This window comes from Bordetella sp. MIP270_01_BMS (genome assembly GCF_054958705.1).
Window position 1 is genome coordinate 288,341 of record NZ_CM143297.1, and the last position, 22,594, is coordinate 310,934.

17 protein-coding genes and 1 pseudogene are annotated in these 22,594 nt (G+C 65.4%); 10 read left to right on the plus strand and 8 right to left on the minus strand.

Features of this window, described 5'->3' with window-relative positions:
- On the plus strand, nucleotides 1-3,210 hold the full coding sequence (locus ACV17W_RS01410) for an efflux RND transporter permease subunit (RefSeq protein ID WP_462594682.1): 3,210 nt from the start codon (nucleotides 1-3) through the stop codon (nucleotides 3,208-3,210).
- A complete protein-coding gene (locus tag ACV17W_RS01415) occupies nucleotides 3,207-4,673 on the plus strand; it encodes an efflux transporter outer membrane subunit (protein ID WP_462594683.1) in 1,467 nt (488 codons plus the stop codon). Before ACV17W_RS01410 ends, ACV17W_RS01415 begins: the two co-directional genes overlap by 4 nt.
- Before the next feature lie 72 nt (nucleotides 4,674-4,745).
- Here ACV17W_RS01415 and ACV17W_RS01420 read toward each other — a convergent pair whose 3' ends face one another.
- The 4 genes from ACV17W_RS01420 to hutI all read right to left on the minus strand — a co-directional run bounded on the left by ACV17W_RS01420 (nucleotide 4,746) and on the right by hutI (nucleotide 8,525).
- Complete coding sequence (locus tag ACV17W_RS01420) at nucleotides 4,746-4,997, minus strand: GlsB/YeaQ/YmgE family stress response membrane protein (protein WP_462594684.1); 252 nt, start codon at nucleotides 4,995-4,997, stop codon at nucleotides 4,746-4,748.
- A 132-nt stretch (nucleotides 4,998-5,129) separates the two neighbouring features.
- Nucleotides 5,130-5,744, minus strand: coding sequence for an SCO family protein (locus tag ACV17W_RS01425; protein WP_462594685.1), 615 nt, complete (start codon nucleotides 5,742-5,744; stop codon nucleotides 5,130-5,132).
- 96 nt (nucleotides 5,745-5,840) lie between these two features.
- Nucleotides 5,841-7,226 (minus strand): formimidoylglutamate deiminase, encoded by a 1,386-nt coding sequence (locus ACV17W_RS01430; RefSeq protein WP_462594686.1) that lies wholly within the window; start codon nucleotides 7,224-7,226, stop codon nucleotides 5,841-5,843.
- A 15-nt stretch (nucleotides 7,227-7,241) separates the two neighbouring features.
- A complete protein-coding gene (hutI, locus tag ACV17W_RS01435; protein WP_462594687.1) occupies nucleotides 7,242-8,525 on the minus strand; it encodes an imidazolonepropionase in 1,284 nt (427 codons plus the stop codon).
- 72 nt (nucleotides 8,526-8,597) lie between these two features.
- Between hutI and hutC the strand changes: the two genes are divergently transcribed.
- The 8 genes and pseudogenes from hutC to hutG all read left to right on the plus strand — a co-directional run bounded on the left by hutC (nucleotide 8,598) and on the right by hutG (nucleotide 16,999).
- Nucleotides 8,598-9,353 carry a histidine utilization repressor gene (gene hutC / locus ACV17W_RS01440; RefSeq protein WP_462594688.1) on the plus strand — a complete coding sequence of 252 codons (756 nt, stop codon included), beginning with the start codon at nucleotides 8,598-8,600 and terminating at the stop codon, nucleotides 9,351-9,353.
- 24 nt (nucleotides 9,354-9,377) lie between these two features.
- Nucleotides 9,378-11,060 carry a urocanate hydratase gene (hutU, locus tag ACV17W_RS01445; RefSeq protein ID WP_462594689.1) on the plus strand — a complete coding sequence of 561 codons (1,683 nt, stop codon included), beginning with the start codon at nucleotides 9,378-9,380 and terminating at the stop codon, nucleotides 11,058-11,060.
- Between the two features lie 39 nt (nucleotides 11,061-11,099).
- Nucleotides 11,100-12,866, plus strand: coding sequence for an HAL/PAL/TAL family ammonia-lyase (locus ACV17W_RS01450; RefSeq protein WP_462594690.1), 1,767 nt, complete (start codon nucleotides 11,100-11,102; stop codon nucleotides 12,864-12,866).
- 43 nt (nucleotides 12,867-12,909) lie between these two features.
- On the plus strand, nucleotides 12,910-13,896 hold the full coding sequence (locus tag ACV17W_RS01455; protein WP_462594691.1) for a Bug family tripartite tricarboxylate transporter substrate binding protein: 987 nt from the start codon (nucleotides 12,910-12,912) through the stop codon (nucleotides 13,894-13,896).
- 12 nt (nucleotides 13,897-13,908) lie between these two features.
- Nucleotides 13,909-14,913: an ornithine cyclodeaminase family protein gene (locus ACV17W_RS01460; RefSeq protein ID WP_462594692.1), complete on the plus strand. Its 1,005-nt coding sequence runs from the start codon at nucleotides 13,909-13,911 to the stop codon at nucleotides 14,911-14,913.
- An 8-nt stretch (nucleotides 14,914-14,921) separates the two neighbouring features.
- Entirely contained in the window at nucleotides 14,922-15,740 is an 819-nt protein-coding gene (locus tag ACV17W_RS01465) for a phosphate/phosphite/phosphonate ABC transporter substrate-binding protein (RefSeq protein WP_462594693.1), read from the plus strand.
- Between the two features lie 17 nt (nucleotides 15,741-15,757).
- A pseudogene (locus tag ACV17W_RS01470) lies at nucleotides 15,758-16,117 on the plus strand (HutD/Ves family protein); the annotation flags it as partial.
- A gap of 75 nt (nucleotides 16,118-16,192) precedes the next feature.
- Nucleotides 16,193-16,999 carry an N-formylglutamate deformylase gene (gene hutG, locus ACV17W_RS01475; RefSeq protein WP_462596423.1) on the plus strand — a complete coding sequence of 269 codons (807 nt, stop codon included), beginning with the start codon at nucleotides 16,193-16,195 and terminating at the stop codon, nucleotides 16,997-16,999.
- Nucleotides 17,000-17,036: 37 nt separating this feature from the next.
- Here hutG and ACV17W_RS01480 read toward each other — a convergent pair whose 3' ends face one another.
- The 4 genes from ACV17W_RS01480 to ACV17W_RS01495 all read right to left on the minus strand — a co-directional run bounded on the left by ACV17W_RS01480 (nucleotide 17,037) and on the right by ACV17W_RS01495 (nucleotide 22,575).
- On the minus strand, nucleotides 17,037-19,094 hold the full coding sequence (locus tag ACV17W_RS01480) for a M3 family metallopeptidase (RefSeq protein ID WP_462594694.1): 2,058 nt from the start codon (nucleotides 19,092-19,094) through the stop codon (nucleotides 17,037-17,039).
- Nucleotides 19,095-19,316: 222 nt separating this feature from the next.
- Nucleotides 19,317-20,201, minus strand: coding sequence for a bifunctional methylenetetrahydrofolate dehydrogenase/methenyltetrahydrofolate cyclohydrolase FolD (gene folD, locus ACV17W_RS01485; RefSeq protein WP_462594695.1), 885 nt, complete (start codon nucleotides 20,199-20,201; stop codon nucleotides 19,317-19,319).
- Nucleotides 20,198-20,824 carry a response regulator transcription factor gene (locus ACV17W_RS01490; protein ID WP_462594696.1) on the minus strand — a complete coding sequence of 209 codons (627 nt, stop codon included), beginning with the start codon at nucleotides 20,822-20,824 and terminating at the stop codon, nucleotides 20,198-20,200. The genes folD and ACV17W_RS01490 overlap by 4 nt, the downstream gene beginning before the upstream one ends.
- Entirely contained in the window at nucleotides 20,821-22,575 is a 1,755-nt protein-coding gene (locus ACV17W_RS01495) for a PAS domain-containing sensor histidine kinase (RefSeq protein WP_462596424.1), read from the minus strand. Before ACV17W_RS01495 ends, ACV17W_RS01490 begins: the two co-directional genes overlap by 4 nt.
- Nucleotides 22,576-22,594 lie beyond the last annotated feature (19 nt).

Genomic DNA, 22,594 nt, shown 5'->3' on the forward strand with positions numbered 1-22,594 from the left:
ATGGCCAAGTTTTTCATCGACCGGCCGGTATTCGCCTGGGTCATCGCCATCGTACTGATGTTGGCCGGCGTCATCGCGATTCTGCAGCTGCCGGTGGCGCAGTATCCCAGCATCGCTTCCCCGGCCATCAGCATCCGGGTCGTATATCCCGGCGCGTCGGCGCAGACGGTGCAGGACAGCGTGGTGCAGGTCATCGAGCAGCAGATGAACGGCATCGACAACCTGAACTACATCGCATCCGAAAGCAACTCTGACGGCAGCATGTCCATCACGCTGACCTTCGCGCAGGGCACCGATCCCGATACGGCGCAGGTCCAGGTGCAGAACAAGCTGGCGGTGGCGCAGCCTCTGCTGCCGCTTGAAGTGCAGCAGCAGGGCATACGGGTCAGCAAGGCCACGAAGAATTTCCTGATCGTGGCGGGCTTCGTGTCCACCGATGGCTCCATGACCAAGGAAGACCTCGCGAACTATGTCGCGGCGAACGTGCAGGATCCTGTGAGCCGCACGACGGGGGTCGGCGACTTCCAGCTGTTCGGGTCGCAATACGCCATGCGAATCTGGCTGGATCCGGACAAGCTGCTGTCTTTCAACCTGACCGCCCTCGATGTAATGAATGCGGTAAGGGAACAGAACGTGCAGGTGTCGTCCGGCGAACTGGGCGGCCTGCCTGCCGTGCAGGGCCAGCAGCTCAACGCCACCATAATCGGTCCGTCCCGTTTTCAGACCCCCGAGGAATTCGGCCAGATCCTCATGAAGGTGAATCCGGACGGATCGCAGGTGCGGCTGTCCGACGTGGCCCGTATCGCTCTGGGCGCACAGAGCTATGCCATCGACAGCTTCTACAACGGCAAGCCGGCCTCGGGCCTGGCCATCAGGCTGGCGCCCGGGGCAAACGCGCTCGACACGGTCGATGCGGTGCGCGCCACCATTGATCGCCTCAAGCCGTTCTTCCCGCCGGGCATGGACGTGGTGTACCCGTACGACACATCGCCGTTTGTGTCGCTGTCGATCGAAAGCGTGATCCATACGCTGATCGAGGCCATCATCCTGGTGTTCCTGGTGATGTACCTCTTTCTGCAGAACTTCCGTGCCACGCTCATACCCACCCTGGCGGTGCCGGTCGTGCTGTTGGGCACCTTTGCCGTGCTGGCCGCCTTCGGTTATTCCATCAACACGCTCACCATGTTCGGCATGGTGCTGGCCATCGGATTGCTGGTGGACGATGCGATCGTGGTGGTGGAGAACGTCGAGCGCGTCATGGCCGAAGAAGGCCTGTCGCCGCGGCAGGCCACGCGCAAATCCATGGGCCAGATCACCGGCGCGCTAATCGGCATCGGGATGGTATTGTCGGCGGTGTTCGTGCCCATGGCTTTCTTCGGCGGGTCCACGGGGGTGATTTACCGCCAGTTCTCTATCACCATCGTGTCGTCGATGGTGCTGTCGGTGCTGGTCGCCATCGTCTTCACGCCGGCCCTGTGCGCCACGATGCTCAAGCGCGTGCCAAAGGGCCACCATGGCGTCAAGACCGGTTTCTTCGGCTGGTTCAACCGGTTCTTCGACCGTTCGGCGCACGGATACGCGAATTCGGTGGCGCGAGGCCTGAGCCGCACCAGGCGGCTGATGCTGATCTACCTGGTACTGCTGCTGGTCATGGGCTGGATGTTCACGCGCATTCCGACGTCGTTCCTGCCCAACGAAGACCAGGGCATCGTGTTCGCCCAGGTGCAGGCGCCGGCAGGCGCCACGGCCGAGCGCACCGCCAAGACCGTTACGGCGGCCACCCGTTACCTGCTCGAAGACGAGAAAGACGCGGTGGTGTCGGTGTTCGCTGTGCACGGCTTCAGTTTCGGCGGCCGGGGGCAGAATTCCGCGATCCTGTTCATCAAGCTGCGCGACTGGGCCGAGCGGAAAGATGCGGCCCTGAAAGTCGACGCGGTGGCCGCGCGTGCCAATGCCTATTTCGCCGAGCATCTGCACGATGCGCGGGTGACGGCCTTCGCGCCCCCCGCGGTCATGGAACTGGGCAACGCACTGGGCTTCGATTTTCAGCTCATGGACCAGGCGGGCCTGGGGCACGAACGCCTGATTCAGGCACGCGATGACTTCCTGGCCGAGGCGTCCAAAAGTCCCAAGCTGGTGGGCGTGCGGCTGAACGGCATGCAGGATGCTCCCCAATACCAGCTGGATATCGACCGCGAGAAGGCGCGCGCGCTGGGCGTTGCCGTCGCCGACATCAACAGCACCCTGTCGATCGCCTGGGGCGGGGCATATGCCAACGACTTTCTTGACCGGGGGCGGGTGAAGAAGGTCTATCTGCAGGGCGAAGCCGCCGCGCGCATGTTGCCGCAGGACCTCGACAAGTGGTATGTGCGCAACCAGGCCGGAGGCATGGTGCCGTTCTCGGCCTTCGCCTCGGCCCAATGGACCTACGGGCCGCAGCGCCTCGACCGTTACAACGGCGTGCCCTCGTTCAACATCCAGGGCCAGGCCGCGCCCGGCTACAGTTCGGGCGAAGCCATGGCCGAGATGGAACGCATCGCCGCCACCATGCCACCCGGTGTGGGTTTCGAATGGACAGGGCTGTCGTACGAAGAGCGGCTGTCGGGGGCGCAGGCGCCGATCTTGTATGCCATTTCGCTGCTCGTGGTGTTCCTCTGCCTGGCCGCGCTGTACGAAAGCTGGGCCATTCCCACTGCAGTGATGCTGGTGGTGCCCCTGGGGGTGATCGGGGTGCTTGCGGCCACGCTGCTGCGCGGCCTGTCCAATGACGTGTACTTCCAGGTCGGCCTGCTCACCACGGTGGGGCTCAGCGCCAAGAACGCCATTCTCATCGTGGAATTCGCCAAGGCGCATTACGAAGCAGGCGCCAGCCTGATCGAGTCCGCCGTGCATGCGGCCCGGCAGCGCCTGCGTCCCATCCTGATGACGTCGCTCGCGTTCATACTGGGCGTGGTGCCGCTGGCGATATCCACGGGCGCCGGATCGGGCAGCCAGCATGCCATCGGCACGGGGGTGATCGGCGGCATGCTGGCCGGCACCGTCCTGGCGATTTTCTTTGTTCCGACCTTCTTCGTGGTGATGCTGCAACTGTTCAAGGTGAAGCGTCACAGTGAACGCCACGACGATGACGATGACGGCGACGTCGATGCCGAACCAGCCGAAGTCCTGCCGATCGCCCCTTCGGCGCAGCCGGGAGAGCAACCGCAATGAACTCGCACACGTGTCGATTCCTTCTGAGCGTCGGGTTCGCGTCGATCCTGGCGGGTTGTACGCTGGCCCCCGCCTACGAGCGCCCCGCAGCCCCCGTCAGCGGCGCCTATCCGGCCGGGCCGGCCTATGCGCCGGAACCGGCGACGGGGCAGGGCGCAGCGCCCCGCGCGGTGGCGGCCGACATCGGGTGGCGCGACTTCTTTGCCGACCCGTTGCTGCAGCGGCTGATCGCCATGGCCCTGCACGCCAATCGCGATCTGCGCGTGGCGGCGCTCAACGTCGATGAAGCCCGAGCCCTGTATCGCATCCAGCGCGCGGACTTGCTGCCAGGGCTGGGTGTCGCCGGGCAGGGCAATGTACAGCGTGTGCCGGGGGATCTGACTCAGAGCGGCCAGTCCGGCATCAGCCGCACTTATCAGGTCGGAGGCATCATTCCGGCCTGGGAACTCGACCTATTCGGCCGCATCCGCAGCCTCAGCGAGCAGGCCCTGCAGCTGTACCTGGCGCAAGACGAGACGCGCACCGCCACCCAGCTGGCGCTGATCGCCGAGACGGCCGCGGCCTACCTGACCTTGCGTGCCGACCAGGAGCTGCTGGACCTGACGCGCTCGACCCTGGCCGCGCAACAGGATTCGTTCAAGCTGACTCAGCAAAGCTACGACCTGGGCGTGGCGACGGCGCTCGACCTCAGCCAGGCCGAGATTGCGCTACGGACGGCGGAACGCAACTTGTCGCAGTACACACGCCTGGTGGCTCAGGACCGCAACGCACTGGTCCTGCTGGTGGGCCAGCCGCTGCCCGAAGACGTGGTGGCGCAGCTGGATCGGGCGACCACTTTGCCCGATGGCCTCATGCCGGCCGCCTTGCCGGCCGGCCTGCCGTCCGATCTGCTGGCGCGCCGCCCGGACATACGGGCTGCCGAACATCAGTTGCAGGCCGCGAACGCCAACATCGGCGCGGCGCGGGCTGCGTTCTTTCCCAGTATCAGCCTCACCGGCAGCGCCGGTACCGCCAGCGCCAGCCTGGGCGGGCTGTTCGATGCCGGTTCTGGCGCCTGGAGCTTCGCGCCCAGCATCACGATGCCTATATTCGCAGGCGGGGCGCTGCGCGCCAGTCTGGAAGCGTCAGAGGTACGCAAGAACATCCAGGTGGCTCAGTACGAAAGGTCGATCCAGACGGCATTCCGCGAAATGTCGGATGCGCTGGCCGGCCGCGGCACTTTGCAGACGCAGATCGTGGCGCAGCAGCAGCTGGTGGAGGCCAGCCAGCGAGCCTACGACCTGTCCCGGCAGCGATTTGACCTGGGGGTCGACAATTACTTGAGCGTACTCGACGCCCAGCGCTCGCTGTATTCGTCGCAACAAGTGCTGGTAGAAACGCGCTTGGCGCGACTGTCGAACCTGGTCGGCTTGTATCGTGCCCTGGGCGGCGGCTGGACCGAGCACACCGTTGCCGCGCGCTGACCCGCGGCAAGCGCCTGATGCGGGTATAAAACAAAAGGGCGGCCAGTGGCCGCCCTTTGGACGAGTCGCGTGCTAGGCGCGTTTCTTGAAGACCAGCCCCACCACGAACAGCACGATGATGGCGCCCACTACCGAGCCGATCCAGCCAGCGGGCTCGCCGGGTGCATACCAGCCCAGGGACTGGCCCAGGAAACCGGCGACGACCGCACCGATGATGCCCAGGATGGTGGTCATGATAATGCCCATGTTCTGGTCGCCGGGCATGATGGCGCGGGCGATCAGCCCCACGACAAAGCCGACGATGATCATGATGATAATGCTCATGCGCGTGCTCCTCTTTCAGATGTAGGGGTAAGCGTTTGGATGATACCCACCGTGCGCATGCCGCGACTGTAACAACACGTATTTGGGGCTTATACGCAACACCCGCGGCGCAGCGGCGGGCGGCGGCTGAAACTAGCCGGTGATATTGATCAATTGGCGCAGATCCTTCACGATGGCGTCGACACTGTCGGTATCCGACGCCAGCAGGCGGGCCTTGCCGGCGTTGTCGAATATATACACGCCGCGGCTGTGCGTCACTTCGTATTGCTCGGCCGAAGCACCCGGACGCGGTTTCTCGATCTGGTACGCCACGCGATAGCGCCGCGCGAGGTCAGCAATCTGTTTTTCGCTGCCCGTGACCCCCACGGCCTGGTTGTTGAAGGCATCGACATAGGCCTGCAGCACGTCGGGGGTGTCGCGGTGCGGATCGACGCTGACAAACAGAATGCGCACCTTTTCAGCCTGCTCGCCCAGCTGTTGCAGCACGGCGCTCAGTTGCGCCATGGTGGTCGGGCAGACGTCGGGGCAACTGGCGTATCCGAAAAACATTAGTACGGTTTCGCCCTTCAGGTCATTGGCCGTCACCGTCCGGCCCTGCGCGCCGTCGAGTTCGAACCGCAGGTCGGGCAGATGGCCCTTGATGTCGTATAAAGTCCAGTCGGCGGCCTTGTCGCCGCATGCCGCCAGCAGGGTGCAGGCGGCCAACAACATGGCGCGCGCGAGGCGGCCAGGGAAAGAAGCAAACATATCAGGGTGAGCGCACAGGCGCGGCAGTCAGGACTACGGTGTAGACCATTCTAACCTGCGGGAAATCTTCCGTTCCGCCTTGCCACGCCGCCGGAGTCACCTTCGCGGGGCGCCACGTTGCAGTATGGCGCGGAAGGCCTCGTAGGCGGCCTGCTCGCGCGCATGGCGGCGATTGCGCACTTGCCACTGGCCCTGCACCATCACATCACGGACACAGCTGCTCAGACCGCTGAAGACCCAACTGTCGAGCAGGGCGTCGCCGCTGCGGCCAAGCAGTGCAGGATGGTCGGGGTCGAGCACCACCCAGTCGGCGGGCGCGCCCGCTGCGAGGCTACCGCCGCGCCGGCCCAGTGCCCGGGCGCCGCCGGCAGCCGCGGCTGTGTACAGGCTGCGGCCCACCGATGGCGTGCCGGCGCTGGCGAGCACCGCGCGCTGCCTATGGACCAGCCGTTGGCCGTACTCGAACAGCCGCAGTTCGTCAGCCACGTCGACCGTGATGTGGCTGTCGGAGCCGACGGCCCAGTTCGAGGGGCCGGGTGCATCCAGGTAAGTCCGCGCCGGGAAGAAGCCATCGCCCAGGTTGGCTTCGGTACTGGGGCAGATCGCCACTACGGCGCCGCTGGCCGCGACCTGGCGAATTTCATCTTCATCCAGGTGCGTGGCATGGACCAGGCACCATTGTTCGTTGACGGGCGCATGGGCGTATAGCCATTGCACCGGCCGCAGGCCGGACCAACGGACGCAATCCTGCACTTCGGCCGTCTGTTCGGCGATATGGATGTGAACGGGGGCTTCTGCGTCCAGCGCTTGCAGCGCCTGCAGTCCGCCAGAGATCTGGGCGGCGTCGACGGCGCGCAGCGAATGGAAGGCCATGCCCAGGCGTGCCTGTCGACTGCCGCGCATCTGGCCATGCAGTTGAGCCAGCAGATCGGCGTAGCCGTCGAGCTCGTGCACGAAGCGCCGTTGGCCTTCCGTGGCGGGCTTGCCGCCGAATCCGCTGTAGGTATAAAGCACCGGCAAAAGTGTGAGTGCAATGCCGGCCTGCGCCGCCGCGCCCAGTAGGGCATGGCACATTTCACCGGTTCGCGCGTACGGCTTTCCGCCCACGTCGTGATGCAGGTAGTGAAACTCGGCAACGCCGGTGTAGCCCGCCTTAAGCATTTCGATGTAAAGCCATCGGGCCACGTCGGCCATCTGTTCGGGTGTGATATGCGCGGCATGGCGATACATGAGATCGCGCCAGGTCCAGAAGCTGTCTTGCGGATGGCCCCTGTATTCCGTGAGGCCCGCCATGGCGCGTTGAAACGCATGCGAATGCGCATTGCCGATGCCCGGAACGACGGGTCCGGCCAACCGGTCGGCATCCGGCGGGCATTGCTGGCCCGCGGAAACTGCTTGCAGGTTGCCGCTGTCATCGACGTGCAGCACGACATCCTCGGCCCAGCCCTGGGGCAATAAGGCACTGCGAGCAAAGTATCGCATCTGAAATCCCGCTAATCAGGAAGTGGTGGAAACGCCGCCGGCGGCTATCCCGGCACGCAGGACGCGGCTGGGCACATGGGTGCCATAGCTGTAGCAGAGTTCGGCCAGGTCCGGCACTTCCCAGAAGGCCAGGTCGGCCCGCTTGCCTGGTTCCAGGCTGCCGATCTGGTCTGCCATGCCCAACGCACACGCCGCCGCATGCGTGACGCCGTTCAAGGCTTCTGCAGGCGTCAGCCGAAACAGTGTGCAGGCCATGTTGAGCATCAGCAGCAGCGAAGCAAATGGCGAGGTACCGGGATTGCAGTCCGTCGCAACTGCCATGCGCACCCCATGCTGGCGCAGCAGCTCGATGGGCGGAGTCTGGGTATCGCGCAGAAAGTAATAAGCGCCCGGCAGCAGCACTGCCACCGTGCCGGCTTCGGCCAGGGCCTGCGCGCCCTGCGCATCCAGGTGCTCCAGGTGGTCGGAAGACAGGCCGGCATACCGGGCGACCAGCTGGCTCGCGCCCAGATTGCTGAGCTGCTCGGCGTGCAGTTTGACCGGCAGGCCCAAAGCGGTGGCCGCCGCCAGCACGCGCTCGGTCTGGCCGGCGTCAAAGCCGATGTTCTCGCAGAATGCATCTACCGCATCGACCAGGCCCGCGCGGGCAGCCGTGGGCAGCACATCGTTGCACACCAGATCGATGTAATCGTCCGGCCGGTTCGTGAATTCGGGCGGTACGGCATGTGCGCCGAGGAAAGTCGTGCGCACCGTGACACCCTCGGCGGCTCCCAATCGACGGGCGGCCCGCAGCATGGCCAGCTCGGTGTCGCGATCCAGTCCATAGCCGGATTTGATTTCGATCGTGGTCACCCCTTCGCGCATGAGCGCCCGCAGGCGCGGCAGCGCCGCGGCACACAGTTCTGCTTCGCTGGATGCCCGGGTGGCGCGCACCGTGGAGGCTATCCCGCCTCCCGCGCGGGCAATGTCTTCGTAGCTGGCGCCTTTCAACCGCATCGCGAATTCGTGCGCGCGGGTTCCGGCGTACACCAAATGCGTATGGCAGTCGATAAGGCCGGGCGTTACCCATTGCCCCTCGGCATCGATCGTGGTCGTGGCTACGCCGGGCTGCTCGGCGGCCCGTCCGAGCCACACGATCCGCCCCTGGCTGATGGCCAGCGCGTCGGCCTCAGGCGCCGCGCCGTATTCGGCGTCTCGTGAGGGATCGAAGGTGGCCAATCGCGCATTGACGATCAGGGTGTCCCAGGGTTGATGCAAGGGCGTACGGACCATGAGGGGTGCCTTTTTTTCATCGAGCATGGACGAAAGTTTACTTGACTATACTTGTATATCCAAGTTTAATTCGCTCGTTGAATCTTCACGGAAACCGCCATGAACGCCGCGACACGCGACCAGCCCCTGGCTCCCTATGCCCGCATCAAGCGCCACATCATCGAAAACATCGAATCCGGGCAGTGGGCCGTGAATGAACAGGTGCCTTCAGAGAATCAGCTGGCCGCCCAGTTCGACGTATCGCGCATGACCGCGCGCCGGGCAATCCTGGAACTGACGCAGGACGGCATGCTCGTGCGCTCCCAGGGCCTGGGCACCTTCGTCGCGGAACGCCGCCCGGTGCTGCCCGTACTGGAAGTGCGCAATATCGCCGACGAGATCATGGAGCGGGGCCACCGGTACAGCAACCGCGTGATAGTGCTCAACGCCGAGATCGCCACCGAAGGCATCGCCATTGCGCTGGGCATCGCCCCGGGCAGCACGGTTTTTCACTCGGTGATTCTGCACATGGACAACGAGATTGCCGTGCAACTGGAAGACCGCTACGTCAACCCCCAGGCCGCGCCCGGCTACCTCGACCAGGATTTCAGCAGCGAAACGCCGAACTCCTACCTCAGCCGCGTCGCACCGCTGTCGGCGGTGGAGCACACGATCGAAGCCATCCTGCCGAACGCCCAGGTCAGTGGCTGGCTGGGCCTGCAGCCGCCTGCGGCATGTCTGCAGGTCCTGCGCCGTACCTGGGCGGATCCGCATATCGCGACCTTCGCCCGGCTGATCCATCCGGGCGACTCCTATCGCCTCAGCGGCTACGCAACCGTACCCGCGGGGGCCGGCCGCGCATCCCAAGCCAAATAGACAGAACCACGACGGAGACACGCCATGAGCGACACCACGTCCCTACGCCACGATGCCACACGCCGCATAAGCGCACCGCGTGGCAATACTCTCAGCTGCAAGAACTGGCTCATCGAGGCGGCTTATCGCATGATCCAGAATAATCTGGACGCCGAAGTCGCCGAGCATCCGCACGATCTCGTGGTGTACGGCGGAATCGGCCGTGCGGCGCGCAACTGGCCCGCCTACGACAAGATCCTCGAAGTGCTGCGCCGGCTCGAGCCCCACGAAACCCTGCTGGTGCAATCCGGCAAGCCGGTGGGCGTGTTCCAGACGCACCCCGACGCGCCTCGCGTCCTGTTTGCCAATTCGAACCTGGTGCCGCACTGGGCGACCTGGGAACACTTCCACCAGCTGGATCGCCAGGGCCTGATGATGTATGGCCAGATGACGGCCGGAAGCTGGATCTACATTGGTTCGCAAGGCATCGTGCAGGGGACATACGAAACCTTCTATGCGGTGGCCAATCAGCATTTCGGCGGCGACCCCAAGGGGCGCTGGATCCTGACCGCGGGCCTGGGAGGCATGGGCGGGGCGCAGCCCCTGGCTGCGACCATGGCCGGATTCAGCATGATCGCGGTCGAATGCGATGAGTCGCGCATCGACTTCCGCCTGCGTACCCGCTATATCGACGTCAAGGCGACTTCGCTGGATGAGGCGCTGGCCATCGTCGAGCAAGCCCGCGCCGAGGGCCGCGCGGTCTCGGTGGGCCTGCTGGGCAACGCCGCGGATGTGGTCTCGGAAATGGTACGCCGCAATATCACCCCCGACTGCCTCACCGACCAGACCTCGGCGCACGATCCCCTGAACGGCTACCTGCCTCAAGGCTGGACCATGGAGGCCTGGCGCGACAAGCGGCAATCCGACCCTCAGGCGGTGGTGGCGGCAGCCAGGCAATCGATGGCGGTGCACGTTCGGGCCATGCTTGCCCTGAAAGAGCGCGGCGCGGCAACGCTGGATTATGGCAACAATATCCGGCAGGTCGCGCTCGAAGAGGGCGTACAGGACGCCTTCGATTTTCCCGGTTTCGTGCCCGCCTATATACGGCCGCTGTTTTGCCAGGGCATTGGCCCGTTCCGCTGGGTCGCACTGTCCGGCGACCCCGAAGATATCTACAAGACCGATGCCAAGGTCAAAGAGCTGATTCCGGACGATCCGCATCTGCACAACTGGCTGGACATGGCCCGCGAGCGTATCGCCTTCCAGGGATTGCCGGCGCGCATCTGCTGGGTTGGCGTTCGTGACCGTGCGCGGCTGGGTCTGGCATTCAACGAGATGGTGCGCAATGGCGAATTGAGCGCCCCCATCGTGATTGGCCGTGACCACCTCGACTCGGGATCCGTGGCCAGCCCGAATCGCGAAACCGAGTCCATGCTCGACGGCTCCGATGCCGTATCCGACTGGCCATTGCTCAATGCGCTGCTCAACACGGCGGGCGGCGCGACCTGGGTGTCGCTGCACCACGGCGGCGGCGTCGGCATGGGGTTCTCACAGCACGCCGGCGTCGTCATCGTGTGCGATGGCACGCCGGAAGCCGACCAGCGGCTGGCGCGGGTGCTGCGCAACGACCCGGGCACCGGCGTCATGCGCCATGCCGACGCCGGCTATGACCTCGCCATCGACTGCGCCCGCGAGGTCGGGCTGGACCTGCCCATGCTCAAGCCCTGAATTCGCGGCAGACCGCCGCATGTCACCCAAGGAGTCGTGATGCGTCATCCCCTTGCGAGCCCGAGCCGACCGAGCCGGACTTCGACCCTGGCAGTCAGGCCCGCTCGGGCCGGCGTGATCTTCTTTGCCTTGTTGATGGTTGCGGCTCCTCCGGGCACGGCCATGTCGGCCAATGCCGCTGCCAGCCCAACGCAGACCCAGGCGGCAAGGGCCGCGCCGGTTACCCTGGACGGCCGTTCGCTCGACCTGGCACAGGTGGTCGCCGTGGCGCGCGGGGCCGCGACCGTCGCCGCCGCGGATGCTGCGTGGCAGCGGGTGGGGCGCTCGCATGAACTGCTGCTGGAATACGCGCGCCTTGGGCAGCCCGTGTATGGCTTGAACCGCGGCGTGGGGCAGAATAAAGACCAGACGATTTTCTCGGGCGACACCATATCGGACGAAGCCCGTGCGTTGTCCGAGGCTTTCAATCATCGCATGCTGCTGTCGCACACCGTGGCCTACGGCGAGCCCGTACCCGCCGACGTGGTGCGTGCAACCATGCTGGTGCGCCTGAACACGGCCCTGTTCGGGGGCACGGGCATGAGCCCGGCGCTGGTCCGGCAGTACGAGGCATTCCTGAACCGGGGCCTGACGCCGGTGATCCTGGGTGAAGGCTCGGTCGGGCAGGCGGACATCACCATCCTGCCGCAAATCGGCCTGGCCATGATGGGAGAAGGCCAGATCGAGCTTGGCGGCCAGGTGCTGCCGGCTCGGGAAGCCTTGCGCAAGGCCGGCATAGAGCCCGTGCAGCCTTATGCGAAGGATTCGCTGTCGCTGCTCAGCTCCAACGCGTACGGCGCGGCCTTGGCCATATTGGCTGCGCACGATGTTGCGGGCCTCATCGACCGCGCCGACGAAGTCGCCGCCCTGTCGCTGGAGGGCCTGAATGGCAATGTCGCGCCGCTGCTGCCGGTGACGCAAACGCAGCGCCCATACCCCGGGCAGGAACACAGTGCGCGGCGCATTCTGGCCATGCTGGAGGGCAGTGCGCTCTGGCAACGAGACGAGCAGCGTTCGCTGCAGGACCCGCTCAGTTTCCGTACCGTAAGCCAGGTGCACGGCGCGGCGCGCACGGCATTGCAGGCCCTCCAGTCGCAGTTGCTGATACAGATCAACAGCTCCGACGACAACCCGACGGTGGCACTGGACGCTGCACCGCCCGACGGCGCCACTCCGCAGGAGTCGCGCTACTACGTGACTCGGGGCCAGGTGCGTGGCGCGATCGTGCCCAGCGCCGGCTTCGATCCGACAGTATGGGTGGTGCCGCTGCAGTCCGTTGGTGTGGCGCTTTCGCATGTGGCGCAGTCGTCCGCGCAGCGCGTGCTGCGCCTGGGCGATCCGGCATTCACGCGTCTCTCGCGCTTCCTGTCGCCGAACGACAAGACTCTTGCGTACACGACGATACAGAAACCCGTGTCGGTGTTGGCCACCGAGATCCGCTCGCTGTCGCAACCGGTATCGTCCGATGCGCTGGTGGTGGCGGGGCATATCGAAGACGTCGCAACCAACGCGCCGCTGGTGGCTCAGCGCGTGTCCCAGCAGGTGCGGCGGCTGCGCACGCTGCTGGGCATCGAATTGATCCATGCCGCCCAGGCTACCGAACTGCGCACGCTCGCCGACCCCCAGCGCCCGCTGGGCAAGGGGACTGGCGCCTTGCTGGATGCGTTCCGCGCCCAAGTGGCGTTCCTGTCGGAAGACCGCCGCCTTGCCGATGACATCGCGCGGGCCGACCAGTTTCTCGAGCGGACGAACGCCCACGCACCTTGAGCGCCGTCCCGATACCGCAGTGAGACTTATATAGGGGAAAACCATGAAAACGTCTCTCGCCCTACGAATCGCCGCCGCTTGTCTGGCGGGTGCAGCATCCGCCGCGCCGGCATACGCCGCCGATGGCCAGTATCCCGATCGACCCGTGACCATCATCGTGCCTTTCGGGGCAGGCGGCATCGCCGATGCGCTGCCCCGCATCGTGGGGCAGCAGCTCAGCGAAAAATGGGGCGTGCCGGTCATCCTCGAGAACAAGGCCGGCGCCTCGGGCAACATCGGCATGGCGCAGGTCGCACGGGCGAAGCCGGACGGCTACACCCTGGGCCTGGCGCCCGCGGGCAACCTGACCGTCAATCCATTGCTTTATACCCAGCTGCCCTTCGATACAGCGAAAGATTTCGCGCCGGTAACCTTGCTGGCGACTTCGCCCAATGTGCTCGTGGTCAACGACAGCGTGCCGGCCGGAACGTTCAAGGAACTGGTCGACTACGCGCGCCAGAATCCGGACAAGCTCAATTACTCGTCGCCGGGGGCGGGTAGCGGCGCGCACCTCGCTGGCGAGCTGCTCAACCAGTCAGCCGGCATCGCCACCCGCCACATTCCGTATAACGCCATGGCTGCTGCAGTCAACGACGTAGTGTCGGGCACCGTCGACATGATGTTCGCGGGCGTCTCGACGGTGTTGCCGCACATCCAGTCCGGCAAGTTGCGAGCGCTGGCCGTGGCCGGGCCTGAACGCCTGGCGCAATTGCCGGATGTGCCCACCGTGGCCGAAAGCGGTTACCCCGGATTCGACGTGACCTCGTGGTACGGCATCGTGGCGCCTGCCAAGGTTCCGCCGGCAATCCTCGACAAACTGCAGGCCGACATCGCCGCCGCGGTCCAGCAAGAATCGGTGCGCCAGAGGTTCGCCGGCCTGGGCGTGACGCCGGCAGGCGACCGACGCGCCGACTTCGCCCGCATGATCCAGGAAGAAAGCGCCAAGTGGGCCACCATCGTCAGGCAAGCCGGCATCCAACCCATCCAGTAACCCGGAGACACCATGCAATCCATCGACATTACTTACCTGAACGGCCCGGACATCCGGAAGTTGAACCTGTCGGATGCCGAGATCCTGAAGGCCGTTGAAAGCGCGCTGGATGCCCAGGGCCGGGGCAAGACCGTCATCGAGCCGCGCGTGCACCTGGTGCCGGAGTCCTCGACCAAGGGCCACTTCAATGTGCTGCGCGGCTATATCGAACCGCTGCATGTCGCCGGCGTCAAGGTGGTGAGCGACTTCGTGGACAACTATAAAGTCGACCTGCCGTCCGAGATGGCTCTGCTGAATCTTTTCGATCCGGTCACAGGCAAGCCGCTCGCGGTGGTCGACGCCACCGCGATCACCGATATGCGCACGGGTGCCGTCACCGCGCTCGGCGCGAAGTACCTGGCCCGCAAGAACAGTAAAGTGCTGGGGCATATCGGATCGCGTGGCACGTCGTACTGGAATGTGCGGCTGCTCGACAGCATTTTCGACTTCGACGAGATCCGCGTGCATTCCCGCCGGCCGGAAAGCCAGCGCGCGTTCGGCGAGCGCCTGTCCAGGGATCTGGACAAGCCGGTGCGTGTCGTGGATGACTGGGAATCCTGCGTGCGGGGCGCCGATATTGTCGTGGAAGCGTCGCGCTTGCCCGAACCGACTCCGCTGCTCAAGACTGAATGGATCAAGCCCGGGGCCCTGGTAATGCCCTATGGCACCATGAGCGCAGTTGAACTGAGCCTGACGGACATCATGAGCAAAGTGGTGGTCGATGATTGGGGTCAGTGCCGCAAGGGGCTGCCGTTCGGATCGCTGCGCGCCCACGTCGACAGCGACCGGATCACAGAAGAAAACCTGCATGCCGAAATCGGTCAGGTTGTCGCCGGGCTCAAGCCGGGCCGCGAGCGCGACGATGAAACCATACTGTTCTGGCACCGGGGCCTTTCCACGACGGACATCGCGCTTGGCTACGCCATGCTCGAGAAAGCGCGTGGCATGGGTCTGGGCCAGGTCCTGAAGTTCGCCTGAGAGGCGCCGTGACGCTGATTGCCTCGACTCGCATGTACGACGTGGCCCCGGCCGCGCAGGCCGCGTGGCATGCGCTGCTGGGCGCTGCCCACCGGCGTGCCGGCTTGAACATAGCGTTTGTCCCGCATGGCTGGCCCACCCCCATCGGCGAGCTCTGGCAACGCCCTGGCTTGTGCGGTGCATTCATGTGCGGCTGGCCGTACGCCACGGCCCTGCAGGCTGGGCGCGCTTTCATCGCGCTTGCCAGTGTGGTGCCCGATCTGCCGGGCTACGAAGGCCTGCCGCGATACCGCAGCGAGTTCCTCGTGCGCGACGATTGCGCCTGGGCCTCGCTGGCCGACGCTCGCGGATGCCGCTACGGCTGGATGGTGCGCGACTCGCAATCGGGCTGGAACGCACCGCGCGCGATGCTGGCCGAACTGTCGGCGCCGGGCGAGTCAATGTTCGCGCAGGTCAGCGGGCCTTATGGCAACCCGCGCGGGCTGCTGCGCGCACTTGCCGGCGGCGAGATCGATCTCACGGCGGTGGACGGGTGGTACCTGGACCTCTTGCGCGTACATGATCCCGCTGCGCTGGCCGGTCTGCGCAGTCTGGCCTTCACGCCCTGGACGCCCAACCCCTTGTTGGTCGCCGGGCCGGACGTAGACGTGTCAGTGGCGCGCCGGTTGTCCGACGCCTTGCTCGCATTGCACGATGCTCCGGAAAATGCCGCGTTGCTCGCCGCCGCCCGGGTGGCGCGATTCGTGGCCGTCGATACCGCCCGCTATGCGAGCCTCATCGACCTGGAGCGGCAGGCCGTGGCGCACGGCTATGAAGAGATACGATGACCGCCTTCGCCCCTGTCATGACGCTGGACTCGCTACCCGTGCAACGATGGCGCAATGGGGGAGGCCGCACGCGCGAGGTGGCCCGCCATCCGCGTGATGACACCCTGCCATTCCAATGGCGGCTCAGCATCGCCGAAATTGAACAGGCCCGGCCGTTTTCCGCATTCCCGGGCGCACGTCGCGCCTTGGTCCTGCTGTCCGGCCAGGCGCTCGAGCTGCAGATTGCCGGTCAGGGCCTGGTGCGCCTGGATGGCCGAGGTGACTGCTGTCAGTTTGACGGGGCGGCCTCGGTGCTCGCCACGCCGCGCGGCGGGCCATGCCGTGTCCTCAACCTGATGTTCGCAGAAGATGCCGGCTGGCAGGGCAGGGTGCATGTCGCGGGCCCGCATATTGTGGCCGTCTTCTCCGATGGCCATGCCGTTGAGAAATTCTATGTCAGCGAAACCGACATCATGAGTACGAACCTGCCAGTTTTCACCCTGCGCCAGGGAAGCTCACCCCTGCTGATCTCCATGCCGCACATCGGCACGGAATTACCGGGTGCGCTGGCCGGCCGGATGACGCCGCATGCCGTCGCGTGCCACGACACCGACTGGCACCTTGATAGGCTTTATGGCTTTGCCGTCGAGTTGGACGCCACGCTGCTCATGGCGACTCATTCGCGGTATGTGGTCGACCTGAACCGTCCGCCCGACAATGCCAACTTGTATCCAGGCCGCAATACCACGGGGCTGTGCCCGGTCGACACCTTCGACCAGCACCCCCTCTACCTGGCCGGCCAGGAACCCGACGATGCCGATATCGCGCATCGCGTAGAATTTTTCTGGCGTCCCTATCATCAGGCGCTGGCCGGGGAATTGAGCCGATTGCGCGCACGGCATGGCTACGTGCGGCTGTGGGATGCGCATTCCATCCGCTGCGAGATTCCCCGGCTTTTCGAGGGACGGCTGCCGGACTTCAATCTCGGCACTGCCGACGGAGCCAGTTGCAGGCCGGAACTGGCCGATCAGGTCATGGCCGTGGCGCACCGCATACCCGGGCACAGCGCAGTGCTGAATGGCCGGTTCAAGGGGGGCTATATCACGCGCCACTATGGCGACCCCGCTCAGGGCGTCGATGCCATGCAACTCGAGCTGGCGCAGATCGCCTACATGGACGAAACGCCGCCGTACGCTTACGACGCCACCAAGGGAGCCGCGCTGCAGCCGCACCTGCTGGACCTTCTGCGTACCTTCATGGCGGGCCGCCCGGCATCGTAACGCGCGCTGCGATGGCAGCGCGCGACACACCCGCCGCTCAGGTGGTGGCCATGCCGCTGTGGCGCAGCAGCGCATCGATGCGAGGCTCTCGCCCCCGGAATGCCTGGAACGATTCGGCCGCAGGGCGCGCGCCGCCCACCGCAAGAATTTCTTTACGGAATCGAGCGCCGGTGTCCGCGTCCAGCGTGCCGTTGCCGCTCGCCTGGCCAGCCTCTTCGAATGCCTCGTAGGCGTCGGCCGACAACACCTCGGCCCATTTATAGCTGTAGTAACCCGCGCCGTACCCGCCTGCGAACAGGTGCGAAAAACTGTGCGGCAGCCGATGCCATGCCGGCGGGAACAACACGGCGACTTCATCGCGCACCTGTTGCAGCAACGCAAGCGTATCGGCAATGGAAGCGCCCTGGGCGCGATCATGCAGCAGCATGTCGAACAGCGCGAATTCGACTTGTCGCACGGCCTGCATGCCGCTTTGGAAGTTGCGCGCCGCCACGAGTTTGTCGAACAGTTCGCGCGGCAGCGGCCGCCCGTGCTCGGCATGTGCCGAAAGGCGCTGCACCACAGGCCATTCCCAGCAGAAGTTTTCCATGAACTGCGATGGCAGTTCGATGGCATCCCATTCCACGCTGGCAAACGCCGAAGCGGCCGGCTCGTCCACCTCGGACAGCAGTGCGTGCAAGGCGTGGCCGGTTTCATGGAACAGCGTGATGACGTCGTCGTGCGTCAGCAGCGCCGGCTTGCCGTCGCCGGGGCGCGCAAAATTGCAGGTCAGGTATACCACCGGCGTCTGCAGCTGGCCGTCCAGTCGGCGCCGATTGCGTTCGCTGTCGACCCAGGCGCCGCTTTGCTTGCCCGAGCGCGCATACAGGTCCAGGTACAGGTGGCCGACCTGCGCGCCGTCCGGGGTTTCCACCCGCACGCCGCGCACGTCATCATGCCAGCGCGAGACCTCGGTTTCGCGCAGCCGCACATCGAACAAGGTCTCGATGACCTCGAACAGGCCTTGCAGCACGCGCGGTTCGGTGAAGTATTGCTTGATCTCGTCTTCGGAATACGCGTATCGCGATTCGCGCAGCCGCTCGGAGGCGTAGGCAATATCCCAGGGTTGCAGCGTGTCCAGTCCCAGTTCGGACGCCGCGTAGGCTTGAAGTTCGGCCAGGTCCCGCTGGGCGTGCGGCTTGGCGCGCGACGCCAGGTCTCGCAGAAACTCGACGACTTCGCCGGCATCCCGGGCCATCCGCGTTTGCAGCCGCAGTTCGGCGAAGGTGCCGAAACCCAGAAGACTGGACTCTTCGGCCCGCAGGGCAAGCAGTTCTTCGATAAGAGGCGAGTTGTCGTAGCGGGCGTCGCCCTGTTCCGATGCCACGGTGCCGTACGCACGGTACATGGCTTCACGCAGGCTGCGGTCGCGCGAGTACTGCATGACCGGCAGATAGCACGGCATTTTCAGCGTGAGCTTCCAGCCCTGTTTGCCGTCTTCCTCGGCCGCCTGTCTTGCGGCCTGCCGCACGTCGGCCGGCAGGCCGTCCAGGCGCGCTGCCTCGTCGACGAAGAGCGCCCAGGTGTCGCGGGCATCGAGCACATTCTCGGAAAACTTCTGGGTGACCTGGGCTTCGCGGTCGGAGATGGCGGCGTAGCGCTCGCGCGGCGCGCCCTGCAATTCGACACCGCTGAGCCGGAAATCGCGAAGGGCCAGGTCGACGATGCGGCGCCGGACTGGATCCCAGGCCTCGAATGATTCGGACTCGCGCAGGCGCTGGTACTGCTTGTACAGGCCTTCGTGCAGCCCGACCCAGGTCGAGAACTCGGTCACCAGGGGCAGCGCCGCGTTGTACGCTTCGCGCAGCTCGGGGGTGTTGACCACGGCATTCAGGTGCCCAGCCACCGACCAGGCGCGCCACAACCGTTCGGTGGCGGTGTCCAGCGGTTGCACAACCGCTTCCCAGCTCGCGGGCAGGGAGGGATCCGCGGCCTTGTCCACCGCCTGGCGGGCGACGGCGAGCAGTTCCTCGATGGCCGGCACAATGTGCGCGGGTTTCACGGCCGCATAGTCGATCAGCCCGGAGACGGGAGCAAGCAGGGGATTTGGGGTCATGGAGGGGTCGCTGCGCGGATAGATGAAGGAACGGTAGAACTACAGGTAAGGGCGGCGCCGCCGAAATCAAGCGCCACGGCGGGGCCGGGCGGGGGCGGCAGCCCCCGGCGTTGTCCTATGGCCGTCCCGAACGGCCCGAGCCGGGGTAGGGGGGCCGCGTCCGCGCGGCACTGCGCCCGCTGCAGGCCATCGACGGCAGCCGTTGCGGCGTGCCAGGGGCCGTCAGGCTGCGGCGCGTTCGGCGGCCTCGACTGTATTGACCAGCAACATGGCGATGGTCATGGGGCCCACACCCCCGGGTACCGGCGTAATGGCCCCGGCCACCGTGCGGGCCGAAGCGAAGTCCACGTCGCCGCAGAGCTTGCCGTCGGCGCCGCGGTTGATGCCCACGTCGATCACGACGGCTCCGGGCTTGATCATGTCGCCCTTGATCATGCCGGGCTTGCCGGTGGCGACCACCAGCACATCGGCGCGGCGCGTCTGGCTGTCCAGGTCGCGCGTCTTGGAGTTGCATATGGTGACGGTGGCGCCGGCCTGCAGCAGCAGCATGGCCATGGGCTTGCCCACGATGTTGCTGGCCCCCACGATGACGGCTTCGGCGCCACGCAGCGCCACGCCTTCGGCCTCCAGCATTTTCATGACGCCATAAGGCGTGCAGGGCCGGAACAGGGGCCGACCCGTCATGAGCAGGCCGGCGTTGCTGATATGGAAGCCGTCGACGTCTTTTTCCGCCGCGATGGCTTCTATCACCTTGTGACTGCTCATATGCGGCGGCAGCGGCAACTGCACCAGAATGCCATGTATGGCCGGGTCGCGGTTCAGGGCGTCGATGCGCTCGAGCAGCTCGGCCTCGGACATCTCTGACGGATACTGTTCCTTGATCGAGTGCAGGCCCGCCTTTTCGCAGGCAGCGACCTTGTTGCGCACATAGACCTGGGAAGCGGGGTCATCGCCCACCAGCACGACGGCCAGTCCGGGCCGGGCGCCTTGCGCCGCAAGCTTCTGTACACGTTGGGCGACGTCTTCGCGTATGCGCTGCGCCAGGGCGGCGCCATCGATGATGCGTGCGTCGGTGCGCACCGCGGTGGAAGGGTCCTGCTGGGTCATGCATGTGCCTCGGGTTTGGCCAGGGCGACCTTCATCAGGTCGGCGACCGTGGTGACTTCAAGTTTTTCCATGATGTTGGCGCGGTGCGCCTCGACGGTCTTGATGCTGATGCCCAGATCGTCGGCGATCTGCTTGTTCAGGCGGCCGGCGACGATGCGCTCGAGCACCTGCTGCTCGCGGGCGGTCAGGCGCGCCAGCATTGCTTCGTGGTCTTTCTGGGCCTGGAACTGGCTCACGCGCTGCGTGGCCTGCTCCAGCATGCGCGCCACGATTTCACGCAGGTCGGATTCGTTGAACGGCTTTTCCAGGAAGTCGACCGCGCCTTTCTTCATGGTGGACACCGCCATGGGCACATCGCCGTGGCCGGTGATGAACACGATGGGCAGGGGCGCATTGCGCGCCAGGATCTGCTCCTGCAATTCCAGGCCGCTCATGCCCGGCATGCGCACGTCAGCAATCAGAACGCCGACCTGCGACGCGTCGTATTCTTCAAGAAATGTCTCGCCGCTGGCAAACGCGCGGACTCGGTAGCCATTGGCCTCGAGCAGCCAGCGCAAAGAATCGCGAACCGCTTCGTCGTCATCGACAATGAATACCGTGCTCGACTGGTGGGGGGTGTTCATGCGTGCAACTCCTCGGGCTGATCACTCTGCGCAAGCCGATCGGGCGTGGCGCAGGGCAGTGTAAAGCGGAAGATAGTACCGCCGGCGGGGTTGGGGTCGGCCCACAGGCGGCCGTGATGCGACTCGATAATCGTACGGCATATATTCAGCCCCATGCCCAGGCCCTGCGACTTGGTGCTGAAGAAAGGTTCGAACAGCCGTTCGGGCTCGGCCAGGCCGTGGCCCCGGTCGACGACCGCCACTTCGATCTGCTGTTCGTGCAGAATCACGGCGACCTTGAGCTCGTCGGATTCGCTGTTTTCCATGGCTTCCAGCCCATTCTTGAGCAGGTTGAGCAACACCTGCTCGATCAGGATGGGGTCGGCCAGTACGTCCGGCGCGTTCGAGGGCACGAACGGCTCAATGCGGATGCGGCGCTTGCGCGCGTCGATTTCGGCGAAGCCGATGGCATTGTCGACGATGCGGCTGATGGGTACGCGCTGGCGGCGCGGTTCGCTGCGTTTGACGAACTCCCGGATCCGGCTGATGATCTTGCCGGCGCGCTCGGCCTGCGCCGCCGCCTTTTCCAGTGCGGGCAGCAGCATCGTGGGGCTGGTGTGGCCGGCCTTCACCAGCGCCACGGCGCCCATGCTGTAGTTTGCGATGGCCGTCAGCGGCTGGTTCAGTTCGTGCGCCAGCGACGACGCCATTTCGCCCATGGTGGTCAGGCGGCTGGTCAGCTGGATTTTCTCTTGTTGCAGCCGCGACGCTTCTTCGTGCTGCCGCCGTTCGGTGATGTCGCGGGCCACTTGCATGCGCACGCGCCGGCCGTCGGTCCAGGCCAGCATGCGATGGTGCACCTCGAACCAGCGCTGTACCGAAGGCGCGAAAACCTCAACCGACTCGTCAGTGAAGCGGCCGCGGCGCCCGGCCAGCAGTTCGTCGTGTCCGCCCGTCTGCGCGCCGAACACGCGACGATAGGTGCGGTTGGCGAAAAGCAGCTCCAGTCCGTCATGGGTGTCGGCCGTCACCGAGATGGCATCGTCCAGGCCCTCGAGCACCGTCATGAAGCGTTCGTGGGCGGCGGTCAGGGCCTCGCGGATACGCTTGGGTTCGGTGATGTCCGTCATCGAAGTCATCCAGCCGATCTGCGTGCCGTTAGGGTCGAGCAGCGGCGATACATACATGCGGGCGGTAAAGCGCGAGCCGTCGCGCCGCTGCGCCTCGACCTCGAGCCCGCTGCTGGGGGTCTTGCCCGAGGTCAGCACGTCCAGCGTGTGCTGGTGCTGCTCGTGGCGGCCCGGCACCCAATACGGGAAGGGCGGGCTGCGGCCGATCAGGTCGGCTTCGTTCCAGCCGATCATGCGGCAGAAGGCCGGGTTCACGTAGGCAATGCGTCCTTCCATGTCGAGCACGCGCATGCCGGTCGACATGGAATTCTCCATCGCGCGCCTGAAGCCGGTTTCGGCAATCAGGGCGGCTTCGGCGGTGGAACGAAAGCGCGTATAGCGCCAGAGCATCAGCAGGCTGATGATGATCACGCACGACAGGGCCAGCACCACCCACAGCAGCCGTTGTTGGCGCACTTCCTGGTCGATGGTCACGAACATGACGCTGTCGTCGTGCAGGCGCTGCAGCCAGAAGAAGGCGCCCATGACGCAAAGGTACAGGATCAGCACTACCGCCGGCGTCACCCAGTACACGCCGCGCCGCCGCTGGCGTGCGTGGTCGTGAAACGAGTTGGGGATATTGGACTTGTGCTGGCTGGACATGGGGTTCGGGCCGTATCGA